The organism is Rhodococcus sp. 5G237 (genome assembly GCF_053764735.1).
The window spans coordinates 280,270-295,748 of record NZ_JBSNCD010000005.1 but is presented as its reverse complement, the minus strand read 5'-3'; the positions used below and the strand labels follow the sequence as shown (position 1 = coordinate 295,748).

Here is a 15,479-nt window from a genome sequence, read left to right as displayed (position 1 = left end):
GCCCGCTCACGCATCCGGGCCTGTGTTGCGCTTCACCCGTCATCGGTGCCGGGGCGGACGTCGACGCTGATAGGCTCGACAACTGTCAGGCATCCTTTAACGATCCGTCCAGTGAGGCGGAGAAGGAGGTCGCTGCATGGCCGTGTCCGAGGACGGGTCCACAGCTTCTACCCCCACTACGTCTTCCGGTACCGGCGTGCCGGCGCGTGAGCTGCTCTCCGCTGCCGACGTCCACCGGACGATCTCGCGCATCGCGCACCAGATCATCGAGAAGACCGCTCTCGACACCCCCGAGGACGCGCCGCGTGTCGTGCTCCTGGGCATCCCCACCCGCGGGATCACCCTCGCCCAGCGCCTCGCCGACCGCATCGAGGAATTCGCGGGTGTGCGTGTCCCGGTCGGCTCGCTCGACATCACGCTCTACCGCGACGATCTCCGCACGAAGCCGCACCGCCCGCTGGAGCGCACCTCGGTGCCCGAGGGCGGCGTCGACAACACCCTCGTCGTCCTCGTCGACGACGTCCTGTTCTCGGGACGCTCCGTCCGCGCCGCGCTCGACGCCCTGCGCGATCTCGGACGACCCCGCGCGGTGCAACTCGCGGTCCTCGTCGACCGCGGCCACCGCGAACTGCCGCTGCGGGCCGACTACGTCGGCAAGAACGTCCCCACCGCGCGCAGCGAGGACGTCCGCGTACTGCTGACCGAACACGACGGGCGCGACGCCGTCGAGATCTCCGGAGGCAAGTCCCAGTGAAACACCTGCTCACCATCGCGGATCTGACGAAGGACTCCGCGACGGGGCTTCTCGACGAGGCCGAGCGGTTCGAGCAGGCACTGCTCGGGCGTGAGGTGCGCAAACTCCCCACACTGCGCGGCCGCACCATCATGACCGTCTTCTACGAGAACTCCACCCGCACCCGCGTGTCCTTCGAGGTCGCCGGCAAGTGGATGAGCGCCGACGTCATCAACGTCTCGGCGTCCAGTTCGTCGGTGAAGAAGGGCGAATCGCTGCGCGACACCGCGCTGACCCTGCACGCCGCCGGCGCCGACGCGCTGGTGGTCCGTCACTCCGCCTCCGGTGCCGCGCACCGGATCGCGCAGTGGACCAACGAATCCGGCTCCGGACCGGCCGTCGTCAACGCCGGTGACGGCACCCATGAACATCCCACCCAGGCATTGCTCGACGCGCTCACCCTGCGCCAGCGTCTCGGTTCGCTCGAAGGCCGCCGGATCGGCATCGTCGGCGACGTGCTGCACAGCCGTGTCGCCCGGTCGAACGCGCTGCTGCTGAGCATGCTCGGCGCCGAGGTCGTACTCGTCGCTCCCCGCACCCTGCTGCCGGTAGGGGTGGAGACCTGGCCGGTGACGGTCGCCGATTCGCTCGACGCCGAACTTCCCACCCTCGACGCGGTCATGATGCTGCGGGTGCAGGCCGAGCGCATGAACGGCGGGTTCTTCCCGTCCGCCCGCGAGTACTCGATCCGATACGGACTCAACGCCAAGCGCGCGGCGTTGCTGCCGGAGCACGCCGTGATCCTGCATCCCGGCCCGATGCTCCGCGGCATGGAGATCGGCTTCCCCGTCGCCGACGCCCCGCAGAGCGCTGTGCTGCAGCAGGTGAGCAACGGTGTCCACGTGCGGATGGCGGTGCTCTTCCGCCTGCTCGTGGGCACGGAAGGGAACCTGTCGTGACCCACACTTCCCATCCGGGAGACACAGGAACAGGAGTGACACAGGTGACGCCGCAGGTGCTCATCCGCAACGTCCGCCTCTACGGCGAGGGCGACCCGGTCGACGTGCTGCTCGGCGACGAGCAGATCCTCGCGATCGGCGCCGACCTCGAGGCCGACGCCGACGCGGAGATCGTCGACGGTACCGGACAGATCGTGCTCCCGGGCTTCGTCGACCTGCACACGCACCTGCGCGAACCGGGCCGCGAGGACACCGAGACCGTCGACTCGGGCTCGGCCGCCGCGGCGCGCGGCGGGTACACCGCGGTGTTCGCGATGGCCAACACCGATCCGGTCGCCGACTCGGTGGTCGTCACCGATCACGTGTGGCGCCGCGGCCGCGAGGTCGGGCTCGTCGACGTCCACCCCGTGGGTGCGGTCACCGTCGGACTCGAGGGCAAGCAGCTCGCCGAGATGGGCACGATGGCCGCCGGTGTCGGTGGCGTGCGGATGTTCTCCGACGACGGCAAGTGCGTCTACGACCCGCTGCTCATGCGTCGCGCGCTCGAGTACTCGGCCTCGCTCGGTGTCCTCATCGCCCAGCACGCAGAGGAGCCGCGGCTGACCGTCGGTGCCGTCGCGCACGAAGGACCGACCGCGGCGCGTCTCGGCCTCACCGGCTGGCCCCGTGCCGCCGAGGAGTCCATCGTCGCCCGCGACGCGCTGCTCGCCCGCGACGCCGGAGCGCGCGTGCACATCTGCCACGCATCGACGGCCGGCACCGTCGAGCTCGTTCGGTGGGCACGCTCGCAGGGCATCTCGATCAGCGCCGAGGTCACGCCGCACCACCTGCTCCTCGACGACTCGCGTCTCGAGAGCTACGACGGCATCAACCGGGTCAATCCGCCGCTGCGCGAGAGATCCGACGTCGAAGCACTGCGCCGCGGCCTCGCGGACGGGACCATCGACTGTGTGGCCACCGACCACGCCCCGCACGCCGAACAGGACAAGTGCTGCGAGTTCTCACAGGCACGTCCGGGAATGCTCGGACTCGAGACGGCGTTGTCCGTCGTGATCGAGACGATGGTCCGGCCTGGCCTGCTGGACTGGCGCGGCGTCGCGAAGGTCATGAGCGAGCGTCCCGCGGAGATCGTGGGCCTCGACGACCAGGGCAGGCCGCTCGAGGTGGGCGAACCCGCGAACATCGTGCTCGTGGACCCGGACACCGAGTGGACGGTGCACGGTCCCGACCTCGCGAGCATCTCCCACAACACGCCCTACGAGGACATGACCCTGCCGGGCCGGGTCACCACCACCGTGTTGCGCGGACGGATCACCGCCCGCGACGGTGCGGTGTTCCCGCGCTCGACCGAAAGGTAGGAACCGACATGGATCGCTTTCTCATCACCGTCGGTTTCCTCGCGCTCTGGGTGGTGCTCGTCCTGCTGATGTGGAAGGGCTGGAAGGGACGCGCCCGACGCCAGCAGGATGCGGTCGGCGAACTGCCGACCGTGCCCGCGGAGCTGGGGGAGCGGCTCGTCGAGCCGAGCACGGGCCTGTACGTCGGCAGCACCCTCGCGCCGAGCTGGCAGGACCGCGTCGCGGTCGGCGACCTCGGACACCGCGCGAACGCGGAACTGTCGCGCTACCGATCCGGTGCGCTGCTCGAACGCGACGGTGCATCCCCGATCTGGATCCCGCAGGACTCGATCCGTGCGATCCGCACCGAGCGCGGGCTGGCCGGCAAGGTCATGTCCCAGGACGGGCTGCTGGTCATCCGCTGGCAGCTGCCTTCTGGAACGGAGGTCGACACCGGCTTCCGCGGAGACGACAAGTCGATCTACCCGCTCTGGACGAACGGGAACGACGAAAAATCTTGAGACGGTGACGATCACAACGACGATGACGATCACGACGAACAACACGACGATCACGACACGCGAGATCTCAGCCCGTGCGGCCGGCTCTGGTGCGGTCGATAAGAACGGAGACAACGCATGAGCGGCAGAACATTCGGCGGCGGCACGGCTGTGCTGGTCCTCGAGGACGGACGGGTCTTCCGCGGCATCCCCTTCGGTGCGGTCGGACAGACCCTCGGCGAGGCCGTCTTCAGCACGGGCATGACCGGCTACCAGGAGACCCTCACCGACCCCAGCTACCACCGGCAGATCGTGGTGGCCACGGCACCGCAGATCGGCAACACCGGCTGGAACCACGAGGACAACGAGTCCGTCGGCCCCACCGGCGATCACGCCGAGTCCAAGATCTGGGTGGCCGGCTTCATCGTCCGCGACCCCTCGCGTCGCGTGTCGAGCTGGCGCGCCACCGGCTCGCTGCAGGACGAACTCGAGCGGCAGAACATCGTGGGTCTCGCGGGCATCGACACCCGCGCACTCGTGCGGCACCTGCGCACCCGCGGTTCGATGCGCGCCGGGATCTTCTCCGGCGACGCCCTCGCCTGGAAGGGTGACGACCTCGACATCGACGTCCTGCTCGACCGTGTGAAGAGCCAGCCCTCGATGCTCGGCGCCGACCTCGCCGGCGAGGTGAGCACCTCCTCCGGTTACGTCGTCGAACCGACCGACGGCGAGGCCCGCTTCACCGTCGCGGCCATCGACCTCGGCATCAAGACCAACACCCCGCGCATGTTCGCCCAGCGCGGCATCCGCGTGCACGTGCTGCCGTCCACCGCGACGCTGCACGACATCCTCGACCTGAAGGCCGACGGCGTCTTCCTGTCCAACGGGCCGGGCGACCCGGCGACCGCCGACGGCGCGGTGCACCTGACCAAGGAGGTGCTCGGCCAGGGTCTGCCCCTGTTCGGCATCTGCTTCGGCAACCAGATCCTCGGCCGCGCGCTCGGCCTGGGCACCTACAAGATGAAGTTCGGTCACCGCGGCATCAACATCCCGGTGGTCGAGCACGAGACCGGCCGCATCGCGATCACCGCGCAGAACCACGGGTTCGCGCTCGAAGGCGAGGCCGGCCAGGAGTTCGACACCCCGTTCGGTCGCGCGGTCGTCAGCCACACCTGCGCCAACGACGGTGCGGTCGAGGGCGTCAAGCTCCTCGACGGCCGTGCCTTCTCCGTGCAGTACCACCCCGAAGCGGCGGCCGGACCGCACGACGCCGCCTACCTGTTCGATCGTTTCACCCGCATGCTCGAGGGAGAGAAGAACTGATGCCACGCCGTACCGACCTCTCCCACGTCCTGGTCATCGGGTCCGGCCCGATCGTCATCGGACAGGCCTGTGAGTTCGACTACTCGGGCACCCAGGCGTGCCGGGTGCTCCGCGAGGAGGGCCTGCGCGTCTCCCTGGTCAACTCGAACCCGGCCACGATCATGACCGACCCCGAGTTCGCCGACTCGACCTACATCGAGCCGATCACCGCCGACTACGTCGAGAAGGTCATCGCGACCGAGCAGGCCAACGGCACCCCGATCGACGCGGTGCTCGCAACCCTCGGCGGCCAGACCGCCCTCAACACCGCCGTCGCCCTGTCCGAGCGTGGCATCCTCGACAAGTACGACGTCGAACTCATCGGCGCCGACTTCGACGCGATCCAGCGCGGCGAGGACCGGCAGAAGTTCAAGGACATCGTCGCCAAGTGCGGTGGCGAGTCCGCCCGCTCGGCCGTCTGCTACACGATGGACGAAGTCCGCGCGACCGTCGCCGAGCTCGGCTTCCCGGTCGTCGTGCGCCCCTCCTTCACGATGGGTGGCCTCGGCTCCGGCATGGCCTACGACGACGCCGACCTCGAGCGCATCGCCGGCGGCGGCCTCGCGGCCTCGCCCACCGCGAACGTGCTCATCGAGGAGTCCATCCTCGGCTGGAAGGAATACGAGCTCGAGCTCATGCGCGACGGCGCCGACAACGTCGTCATCGTCTGCTCGATCGAGAACGTCGACCCGGTCGGTGTGCACACCGGTGACTCGGTGACCGTCGCTCCCGCGATGACCCTCACCGACCGCGAGTACCAGAAGATGCGCGACCTCTCGATCGCCATCCTGCGCGAGGTCGGTGTCGACACCGGCGGCTGCAACATTCAGTTCGCGATGGATCCGCGCGACGGCCGGCTCGTCGTCATCGAGATGAACCCGCGCGTGTCGCGGTCGTCGGCACTCGCGTCGAAGGCCACCGGCTACCCGATCGCGAAGATGGCCGCCAAGCTCGCCATCGGCTACACGCTCGACGAGATCGTCAACGACATCACCAAGGAGACCCCGGCCTGCTTCGAACCGAGCCTCGACTACGTCGTGGTCAAGGCCCCGCGGTTCGCCTTCGAGAAGTTCCCCGGCGCCGACGGCACTCTCACCACCACCATGAAGTCGGTCGGTGAGGCCATGTCGATCGGCCGCAACTTCTCCGAGGCCTTCGGCAAGGTGCTGCGCTCGCTCGAGACGAAGTCCGCGGGCTTCTGGACGGGCCCCGAGATCGAGGGCACCCTCGACGAGATCCTCGAGGAGATCCGCACCCCCACGGACGGCCGGTTCTACCGGATCGCCCGGGCCCTGGAGCTCGGTGCGACCGTCGAGCAGCTCTTCGACGCCACGAAGATCGACCCGTGGTTCCTCGAGCAGTTCGCGCACATCGTCGAGCTGGGCGAGGACGTCCGCAACGCCGAGCGGTTCGGTGCCACCGAGCTGCGCTACGCCAAGCACCACGGGTTCTCCGACCGGCAGATCGCGGCCCTGCGCCCGGCGCAGTTCGCCTCCGAGGACGACGTGCGCGCCCTGCGTCAGGAGCTGGGCATCCACCCGGTCTACAAGACCGTGGACACCTGTGCCGCCGAGTTCGAGGCCAAGACGCCGTACCACTACTCGACCTACGAGCTCGACCCCGCCGCCGAGTCCGAGGTCGCGGAGCAGCGCGACAAGCCGAAGGTGCTCATCCTCGGCTCCGGCCCCAACCGCATCGGTCAGGGCATCGAGTTCGACTACTCGTGCGTCCACGCCGCGCTGACGCTGTCCGAGGCCGGCTACGAGACCGTGATGGTCAACTGCAACCCCGAGACGGTCTCGACCGACTACGACACCGCCGATCGCCTGTACTTCGAGCCGCTGACCTTCGAGGACGTCCTCGAGGTCTACCGCGCCGAGTGCGAGTCCGGCACCGTCGCCGGCGTCATCGTCCAGCTGGGCGGCCAGACCCCGCTTGGCCTGGCGCGTCGCCTGAAGGCCGCCGGGGTGCCGATCGTCGGTACCTCGCCCGAGGCTATCGACCTCGCGGAGGATCGCGGCGAGTTCGGGCGCGTGCTCGAGGAGGCCGACCTGCCGGCTGCGAAGTACGGCACGGCCACCACCTTCGAGGGTGCGCGCGAGATCGCCGCCGGCATCGGATACCCGGTGCTGGTGCGCCCGTCCTACGTGCTCGGTGGTCGCGGCATGGAGATCGTCTACGACGAGAAGGCGCTCGAGACCTACATCTCCAACGCCACCGAGATCTCCGACGACCGCCCCGTGCTCGTCGACCGCTTCCTCGACGACGCCGTCGAGATCGACGTCGACGCGCTGTGCGACGGCACCGACGTGTACATCGGCGGGATCATGGAGCACATCGAGGAGGCCGGCATCCACTCCGGCGACTCGGCCTGTGCACTGCCGCCGATCACTCTGGGCCGCGCCGACATCGAGAACGTGCGCCGCTCGACGGCCGCGCTCGCGAAGGGCATCGGCGTCAAGGGCCTGCTCAACGTCCAGTACGCGCTCAAGGACGACATCCTCTACGTCCTCGAGGCGAACCCCCGTGCCTCCCGAACGGTGCCGTTCGTGTCGAAGGCGACCGCGGTGCAGCTCGCCAAGGCCTGCGCCCGGGTGATGCTCGGCGAGTCCATCGCCGAGCTGCGTGCCGCGGGCATCCTCCCGGCCGAGGGCGACGGCAGCGACATCCCGCTCGACGCACCGGTCGCGGTGAAGGAAGCGGTGCTGCCCTTCAACCGGTTCCGGCGTGCCGACGGCACGGGCATCGACACCCTGCTCAGCCCGGAGATGAAGTCCACCGGTGAGGTCATGGGCCTCGACGACGACTTCGGAACCGCGTTCGCGAAGAGCCAGACCGCCGCCTACGGTTCCCTGCCGACCTCCGGCACGGTCTTCGTCTCGCTCGCGAACAAGGACAAGCGGTCGATGATCTTCCCGGTCAAGCACCTCGCCGACCTGGGCTTCCACATCATGGCCACCGTGGGAACAGCAGAAGTGCTGCGCCGCAACGGTGTTCCGTGCGAGCAGGTCTACAAGGTCTCCGGCGAGGACAAGCCGGAAGGCGCACTCGACGTCGTCGACCGTATCCGCGCCGGCGATGTGGACATGGTCATCAACACCCCTTGGGGCAACGCCGGTCCGCGCGTGGACGGTTACGAGATCCGCAGCGCGGCGGTCGCCGCGAACATCCCGTGCGTCACCACGGTGCAGGGTGCCTCCGCGGCCGTGCAGGGTATCGAGGCGGCACTGCGCGGCGAGATCGGAGTCAGCTCGATCCAGCGGATGCACGCGCGGCTGCGCGGCGTGCCCGCCGAACAGGCGTGACGCCCTTCGGGCAGCGACTCGCGGACGCTCTCGGGCGCCGCGGGCCGCTGTGCGTGGGCATCGACCCGCATCCAGGGCTCCTCACCGCGTGGGGGCTCGCCGACGACGTCGACGGCCTGGCTCGGTTCGGTGAACTGTGCGTCGAGGCCTTCGGCGACACCGTCGCGGTCGTCAAGCCGCAGGTGGCGTTCTTCGAGGCCTACGGCTCCGCCGGTCTCGCGGTTCTCGAACGCACCATCGCGCACCTGGGGGAGGCGGGGGCGCTCGTCCTCGCCGACGCCAAGCGCGGTGACATCGGCTCCACGATGGACGCCTATGCGCGCACCTGGCTGTCGGACGGCTCTCCGCTGTGCTCGGACGCGGTGACCGTCTCCCCGTATCTGGGTTTCGGTTCGCTCGCCCCGGCGCTCGATCTGGCCGCCGGAACGGGCCGCGGGGTGTTCGTGCTCGCGGCGACCTCCAATCCCGAGGGTGCCCAGTTCCAACGCGCGCGGCTGGACGACGGGCGCACCGTCGCGCAGGCCGTGGTGGACGAGTGCGCTGCTCGCAACAGCGCTGCCCCCACGGACGGGGCCGCAGGGCTCGGCTCCGTGGGTGTGGTGGTCGGTGCGACCCTCACCGAGGCACCGGACCTGTCCGACCTCCACGGGCCCATCCTGATGCCCGGAGTGGGGGCCCAGGGCGGCACCGCCGACGATGTGCGACGACTCGCAGGCGACCACCTGCGGGCGGTCGTGCCCAACGTCTCACGCGACGTGCTGCGGGCCGGCCCGTCCGTCGCCGACCTGCGGGCCGCCGTCGCCCGCACCCTGGACGGCTTCGCCTTCCTGACGAACTGAGACGTTCGACTCTCGTGCCCGGATCGCCACGCGCGATCCGGGCACGAGTCGTACATATCGCTCGTATGCACTCTGACCTGCGCTCGGAGTGGCGCGACACGCGGAATGGGAAAAAAATTTCTCGGCCCGCCGAAGCGCCGGAGCAGCGGGTCGGTGAGCCGGGGAGCCGCCCGACCCGATGTGGCCCGCTCTGTCGCATCGAATACCCGGTGACCTGCGGTTTTTCACTGTTCGAGCAGTTCGTGGCGATGTCTCGACGCCGATCGGAGGGTGCGAGATCCACTGCGGAAACGGCGTGCACTACCGCACGGATTTTCGAGCGGATCGCCGGGGGGTGGGTTCGCATTCGTCGGTGGTCGTGAGTACGGTCGCTATCGCCGCTGGTTACAGCGGTGAAGACTCGAAAGCCAACGATGAGACGGAGGAACCGTGGCCCTTCCCCAGCTGACCGATGAGCAGCGCGCCGCTGCTCTGGAGAAGGCGGCTGCTGCCCGTCGTGCCCGGGCTGAGCTCAAGGAGCGCCTCAAGCGCGGCGGCACCGACCTCAAGCAGGTGCTCAAGGACGCCGAGAACGACGAGATCCTCGGCAAGATGAAGGTGTCGGCTCTGCTCGAGGCCCTGCCGAAGGTCGGCAAGGTCAAGGCGCAGGAAATCATGACCGAGCTGGAGATCGCCCCGACCCGCCGTCTGCGCGGCCTCGGCGACCGTCAGCGCAAGGCCCTGCTCGCCAGGTTCGATTTCGACGCCTGAGCACGTGGTAGCTGACGCACGACCCGTGACGGACAGCGCACCCGCAACGCGGAGGGGCCGGCTGGTGGTACTGGCCGGACCCTCCGCGGTGGGTAAGTCGACCGTCGTACGCCTTCTGCGGAGCCGGATCCCGGATCTGCACTTCAGTGTCTCGGCCACCACCCGGGACCCGCGACCGGGCGAGGTGGACGGAGTGGACTACCACTTCGTCGGCCGCGCCGAGTTCGACCGGATGATCGAAGCCGGCGAACTGCTCGAATGGGCCGACATCCACGGCGGCCTGCAGCGATCGGGCACGCCGGCCAAGCCGGTGCTCGACGCACTCGCCGAGGGACATCCGGTGCTCGTGGAGGTCGACCTCGCGGGTGCGCGGGCCGTCCGTGCAGCGATGCAGGACGCAGTCCTCGCCTTCCTCGCCCCGCCCAGTTGGGAGGTGCTCGTCGAGCGCCTCACCGGCCGAGGCACCGAAACCGACGAGGTCGTCGCTCGCAGGCTCGATACCGCCCGCAGCGAACTGGCCGCGCAGGACGAGTTCGATGTCGTGATCATCAACGACGATGTCGACCGGGCCTGCGATGAATTGGTATCCTTGTTGGTTGGACCCGGAGCCGACTGACCGTCCGCGCCTCGAGCGCGTCCGGCTGCCGGTTCCGGCGCCCTCCCATCCCGCGACATCTCAGGAGAACACCGAGTGAGCAGCATCCAGGCAGCCGCGACCGACCTCGAGGGCAACACCCTTCCGGTCTACGACACCCCCACGGGTATCACCAACCCGCCTATCGACGAGCTGCTCGAGCGCGCCTCCTCGAAGTACGCGCTGGTGATCTACGCCGCCAAGCGGGCACGCCAGATCAACGACTACTACAACCAGCTCGGCGACGGCATCCTCGAGTACGTCGGCCCCCTCGTGGAGCCGGGTCTGCAGGAGAAGCCGCTGTCGATCGCCATGCGCGAGATCCACTCGGATCTGCTCGAGCACACCGAAGGCGAGTGAGCAACCCCGCTTCGAGCGGCGAGGCCGGATCCGTGCAGCGCCGCCGCATCGTCGTCGGTGTCGCCGGTGGCATCGCCGCCTACAAGTCCTGCGCACTGATCCGTGCCTTCACCGAGAGCGGACACCACGTGCGGGTCGTCCCGACGGAGTCCGCCCTCGAATTCGTCGGGCGCGCCACCTTCGAGGCGCTCTCCGGCAATCCCGTGCAGACCGGGGTGTTCGCCGAGGTGCCGCAGGTGCAGCACGTCCGGCTCGGGCAGGAGGCCGACCTCGTCGTCATCGCTCCGGCCACCGCCGACCTCATGGCACGGGCGGTCGCGGGTCGCGCCGACGACCTCCTCACGGCCACCCTGCTCACCGCGCGGTGCCCCGTGATGTTCGTGCCCGCGATGCACACCGAGATGTGGGAGCATCCCGCGACCGTCGACAACGTCGCGACGCTGCGTCGCCGCGGTGCCGTGGTCGTCGAACCGGCCTCGGGTCGGCTGACAGGCAAGGACACCGGTGCCGGGCGCATGCCCGAACCCGACGAGATCTTCAATCTGGCCTCCTTGTTGCTCGAGCGGGCCGACGCGCTGCCCCGCGACCTCGTCGGTCGCCGCATCGTCGTGTCCGCCGGCGGTACCCGCGAGCCCCTCGACCCGGTGCGCTTCCTCGGCAACCGGTCGTCCGGCAAGCAGGGCTACGCTCTCGCCCGTCTCGCCGCCCAGCGCGGCGCCGACGTCACGCTCGTCGCCGGCAGCATCGCGGGGCTCGACGACCCGGCCGCGGTCGACGTCGTGCGGGTCCAGACGGCCGCGCAGATGCAGGACGCCGTCGCCAAGCACGCCTCGGGTGCGGACGCGGTCATCATGTCCGCGGCCGTCGCCGATTTCCGGCCCTCCACCTTCGCGACCAGCAAGATCAAGAAGGGTGAGGGCGAGCCCGACTCCATCGCGCTGACGAAGAACGACGACATCCTCGCCGGTCTCGTCCGGGCGCGTGCCGAAGGCGGCCTGTCCGCCGAGACGGTCATCGTCGGGTTCGCGGCGGAGACCGGCGACGAACACGGCGACGTGCTCACCTACGCCCGCGAGAAGCTCGCCCGCAAGGGATGCGATCTGCTCGTCGTCAACGCCGTCGGCGAAGGCAAGGCGTTCGAGGTCGACGACAACAACGGCTGGTTGCTGTCCGCGGACGGTTCGGAAACCGCCCTCGCCCACGGCTCGAAGGCCCTCATGGCCAGCCGCGTGCTCGATGCACTGGGACCTCTGCTGGCGGAACGCAGCAGAATCGGGTGATTTCAATACTCGCGCCGACGCCTGCGGAGCAGTAGCGTCGGCACTGCGATCGGGTCTCTCCGGCCCGATCGGGGAGCGCATGCTCCATACGGTTTGTCCGTCCAGCGCTTGGCGCACAGTCGAGAGGGAGTTTCGTGAGCAAGACCGGCGGTCGTCTTTTCACCAGTGAGTCCGTGACCGAAGGGCATCCGGACAAGATCTGTGACGCGATCAGCGACTCGGTTCTCGACGCGCTCCTCACCGAGGATCCTCGTGCCCGGGTAGCTGTGGAAACCCTCGTCACCACGGGCCAGGTGCACGTGGTCGGTGAGGTCACCACCTCGGCGTACGCCGACATCCCCAAGATCGTCCGCGATCGGGTGCTCGAGATCGGCTACGACTCGTCGTCGAAAGGCTTCGACGGCAACTCCTGCGGTGTCAACATCGCGATCGGCGCGCAGTCGCCCGAGATCGCCGGCGGCGTCGACGTCTCGCACGAGGCGCGCAGCGGTGTGCTCACCGACGACGAGGTCGCCCGCCAGGGCGCCGGCGACCAGGGCCTGATGTTCGGCTACGCGTGCTCCGACACGCCCGAACTCATGCCGTTGCCGATCTCCCTCGCACATCGCCTGTCGCGCCGGCTCACCGAGGTCCGCAAGTCTGCGGTCCTGCCGTACCTGCGTCCCGACGGCAAGACCCAGGTCACTATCGAGTACGACGGCGACAAGCCCGTCCGCCTCGACACGATCGTCATCTCGACGCAGCACGCCGCCGACATCGATCTGAACAACCTGCTCACGCCGGATCTGCGCACCCACGTCGTCGACGCGGTGCTCGCCGACCCGAACCTGGCCGACCTCGACACGGCCGACGTGCGTCTGCTGGTCAACCCGTCCGGATCGTTCGTCCTCGGCGGCCCGATGGGCGACGCCGGCCTCACCGGCCGCAAGATCATCGTCGACACCTACGGTGGCATGGCCCGTCACGGTGGTGGCGCGTTCTCCGGCAAGGATCCGTCGAAGGTCGACCGTTCGGCCGCCTACGCGATGCGCTGGGTCGCCAAGACCGCCGTCGCCGCCGGTCTCGCCGACCGCATCGAGGTGCAGGTCGCCTACGCGATCGGCAAGGCGGCTCCGGTGGGTCTGTTCGTCGAGACCTTCGGCACCGAGAAGACCGACCCGGCCCGCATCCAGCAGGCCATCGGCGAGGTCTTCGACCTGCGTCCGGGCGCGATCATCCGCGACCTCGACCTGCTGCGCCCGATCTACGCGCAGACCGCTGCGTACGGCCACTTCGGCCGTACCGACATCGAGCTGCCGTGGGAGAACACCGACCGCGCCGACAAGCTGCGCGCGGCCGCCGGTCTGTAGATTCCGATCGGGCCCGGGTGGCTGCTGATTTCGACGCCGCCGAGGTCGATCCGGTCGCGCGGGTTCTCCCGCTGCTACCGGTTCCGCACCTCGACCGGGAGTTCGACTACCTGATCCCGCGCGACCTGGACGCGGACGCCCGCCCGGGCGTCCGCGTCCGCGTCCGCTTCGCCGGACGTCTGGTCGACGGTTTCCTGCTCGCACGCGCCGCGACGAGCGATCACACCGGCAAGCTCGGCCGGCTCGACCGGGTCGTCTCGTCCGAACAGGTCCTCACGCCCGAGATCGCTGCTCTGGCAGAGGAAGTCGCGACCCGCTATGCCGGGACCAGGGCCGACGTGCTGCGTCTGGCGGTACCTCCGCGACACGCACGTGTCGAAGCCGAGGCACCGCGCACACCGGAACCACCGCCTGTTCCGGAGATCGATCCCGCCGCGTGGGGCCGGTACCGGCACGGCGAGAACTTCCTCGAAGCGCTCGGCGGCGGCCGCGCCCCGCGCGCGGCCTGGCAGGCGCTGCCCGGTGAGGACTGGCCCCGACGGCTCGCCGAACTCGCCGCGCTGACCCTCGCCTCGGGGAAGGCGGCCGTGCTCGTCGTTCCCGATCAGCGCGACCTCGACCGTCTCGTGAAGGCGTGTGCAGACGTCGCCGGCGCCGATCACGTCGTCGGCCTCGCCGCCGGCCTCGGGCCGGCCGAGCGGTATCGGCGCTGGCTCGCGGCGCTGCGCGGATCCGCGCGCATCGTCGTCGGGACCCGGGCAGCGGCCTTCGCCCCGACCCCCGATCTCGGGCTCCTCGTGGTGTGGGACGACGGCGACGACCTGCACTGCGAACCACGGTCCCCGTATCCGCACGCCCGCGAAGTGGCTGCTCTGCGCGCCCACGCCGTCGGTGCCGCCATCGTGATCGCCGGGCACGCCCGTACCGCGGAGACCCAGGCGCTCGTCGACGCCGGTTGGGCACACGATCTCGTGGCACCCCGCGACGTCGTACGGTCGTGCGCGCCGAAGGTCACGGCCCTCGCCGACAGCGACCACGCACTCGCACGGGATCCGGCCGCGCGTGCCGCGCGACTGCCTGCCATCGCGTTCGCCGCCGCCCGATCCGCCCTCGCGGCCGACCGTCCGGTGCTCGTGCAGGTACCGCGGCGCGGATACGTGCCCGCGCTCGCGTGCGGAAAGTGCCGGGCACCCGCCCGGTGCCGGCACTGCAACGGCCCGCTCGCACTGCCCACGGCGGCCGGTCCCGACGGCGCCGCGATCCCTGCGTGCCGCTGGTGCGGTGTCGCCGATGCGCGCCACCATTGCCACGCGTGCGGCGCGCGCTCGTTGCGGGCCGTGGTGGTCGGGGCGGCTCGCACCGCCGAAGAACTGGGCCGCGCCTTCCCCGGTGTGCCGGTCGTGACCTCCGGCGGCAACGACGTGAAGCACACCGTGCCCGGTTCGGCGTCGCTCGTCGTCTCCACTGTGGGTGCCGAACCCGTCGCCGAGGGCGGTTACGGGGCGGCGCTGCTCCTGGACGGGTGGGCGCTGCTCGGCCGGGCCGATCTGCGCGCTACCGAGGAGACGATGCGCCGCTGGCTCACCGCGTCGGCGCTCGTGCGGTCGTTCGCCGACGGGGGACAGGTCGTGGTCGTCGCCGATTCCGGCATCCCCACCGTGCAAGCTCTTGTGCGCTGGGATCCCGTGGGACACGCCCAGTCCGAGGTCTCCGAACGAGCCGAGGTCGGTTTTCCGCCCGCGGTCCACATGGCCGCGATCGACGGGGCGTCCGCGGCTGTCGCCGAACTCCTCGAAGCCACACATCTGCCCGAGGGAGCCGAGCTGCTCGGGCCCGTGCCGCTCCCGCCGGGTCAACGACTGCCGTTCGGGTCCGAGGGACCGGAACCGGAGAACGTGCACCGGATGATCGTGCGGGTCGCACGCGAGCGCGGTCGCGCACTCGGTCGCGCCCTGCGCGACGCCCAGGCCACCCGCACGGCGCGTCGCGCGGACGGTCCGCTGCGGGTCCAGGTGGATCCGCCGCGTATCGGCTGACCGGCCGCGGAGGAGGCGCGGATCTCCGCTGCCCG

General features: G+C 69.8%; 13 protein-coding genes. All 13 read left to right on the top strand.

Annotation, left to right across the window (positions count from 1 at the left end):
* Positions 1-136: 136 nt before the first annotated feature.
* The 13 genes from pyrR to ACWPOC_RS13605 all read left to right on the top strand — a co-directional run bounded on the left by pyrR (position 137) and on the right by ACWPOC_RS13605 (position 15,444).
* Positions 137-754 (top strand): bifunctional pyr operon transcriptional regulator/uracil phosphoribosyltransferase PyrR, encoded by a 618-nt coding sequence (gene pyrR, locus ACWPOC_RS13665; protein ID WP_024100783.1) that lies wholly within the window; start codon positions 137-139, stop codon positions 752-754.
* Positions 751-1,692, top strand: coding sequence for an aspartate carbamoyltransferase catalytic subunit (locus ACWPOC_RS13660; RefSeq protein ID WP_060653219.1), 942 nt, complete (start codon positions 751-753; stop codon positions 1,690-1,692). Before pyrR ends, ACWPOC_RS13660 begins: the two co-directional genes overlap by 4 nt.
* A 44-nt stretch (positions 1,693-1,736) precedes the next feature.
* Entirely contained in the window at positions 1,737-3,050 is a 1,314-nt protein-coding gene (locus tag ACWPOC_RS13655) for a dihydroorotase (RefSeq protein WP_039587389.1), read from the top strand.
* A gap of 8 nt (positions 3,051-3,058) precedes the next feature.
* A complete protein-coding gene (locus ACWPOC_RS13650; protein WP_455408833.1) occupies positions 3,059-3,550 on the top strand; it encodes a PH-like domain-containing protein in 492 nt (163 codons plus the stop codon).
* A gap of 117 nt (positions 3,551-3,667) precedes the next feature.
* Positions 3,668-4,852 carry a glutamine-hydrolyzing carbamoyl-phosphate synthase small subunit gene (gene carA, locus ACWPOC_RS13645; protein ID WP_039587127.1) on the top strand — a complete coding sequence of 395 codons (1,185 nt, stop codon included), beginning with the start codon at positions 3,668-3,670 and terminating at the stop codon, positions 4,850-4,852.
* On the top strand, positions 4,852-8,196 hold the full coding sequence (gene carB / locus ACWPOC_RS13640) for a carbamoyl-phosphate synthase large subunit (RefSeq protein ID WP_120282420.1): 3,345 nt from the start codon (positions 4,852-4,854) through the stop codon (positions 8,194-8,196). The genes carA and carB overlap by 1 nt, the downstream gene beginning before the upstream one ends.
* Positions 8,193-9,035, top strand: coding sequence for an orotidine-5'-phosphate decarboxylase (gene pyrF, locus ACWPOC_RS13635; RefSeq protein ID WP_064060291.1), 843 nt, complete (start codon positions 8,193-8,195; stop codon positions 9,033-9,035). Before carB ends, pyrF begins: the two co-directional genes overlap by 4 nt.
* Positions 9,036-9,464: 429 nt before the next feature.
* Entirely contained in the window at positions 9,465-9,785 is a 321-nt protein-coding gene (gene mihF, locus ACWPOC_RS13630; protein WP_006551450.1) for an integration host factor, actinobacterial type, read from the top strand.
* Between the two features lie 64 nt (positions 9,786-9,849).
* Complete coding sequence (gene gmk, locus ACWPOC_RS13625; protein WP_039587131.1) at positions 9,850-10,401, top strand: guanylate kinase; 552 nt, start codon at positions 9,850-9,852, stop codon at positions 10,399-10,401.
* A 75-nt stretch (positions 10,402-10,476) separates the two neighbouring features.
* Positions 10,477-10,779, top strand: a complete 303-nt coding sequence (rpoZ, locus tag ACWPOC_RS13620; RefSeq protein WP_016691680.1) for a DNA-directed RNA polymerase subunit omega — start codon at positions 10,477-10,479, stop codon at positions 10,777-10,779.
* A complete protein-coding gene (gene coaBC, locus ACWPOC_RS13615; protein ID WP_120282421.1) occupies positions 10,776-12,059 on the top strand; it encodes a bifunctional phosphopantothenoylcysteine decarboxylase/phosphopantothenate--cysteine ligase CoaBC in 1,284 nt (427 codons plus the stop codon). Before rpoZ ends, coaBC begins: the two co-directional genes overlap by 4 nt.
* 134 nt (positions 12,060-12,193) lie before the next feature.
* Positions 12,194-13,408 (top strand): methionine adenosyltransferase, encoded by a 1,215-nt coding sequence (gene metK / locus ACWPOC_RS13610; protein ID WP_120282422.1) that lies wholly within the window; start codon positions 12,194-12,196, stop codon positions 13,406-13,408.
* 17 nt (positions 13,409-13,425) lie between these two features.
* The gene (locus ACWPOC_RS13605) at positions 13,426-15,444 is read left to right on the top strand and encodes a primosomal protein N' (protein ID WP_455408832.1); all 2,019 of its coding nucleotides are present in this window, start codon (positions 13,426-13,428) and stop codon (positions 15,442-15,444) included.
* Positions 15,445-15,479: the final 35 nt, after the last annotated feature.

Coding starts and splice junctions, on each gene's coding strand:
- carB (WP_120282420.1), top strand. CDS start 4,852: ATGCCACGCCGTACCGACCTCTCCCACGTCCTGGTCATCGGGTCCGGC.
- carA (WP_039587127.1), top strand. CDS start 3,668: ATGAGCGGCAGAACATTCGGCGGCGGCACGGCTGTGCTGGTCCTCGAG.
- ACWPOC_RS13650 (WP_455408833.1), top strand. CDS start 3,059: ATGGATCGCTTTCTCATCACCGTCGGTTTCCTCGCGCTCTGGGTGGTG.
- pyrR (WP_024100783.1), top strand. CDS start 137: ATGGCCGTGTCCGAGGACGGGTCCACAGCTTCTACCCCCACTACGTCT.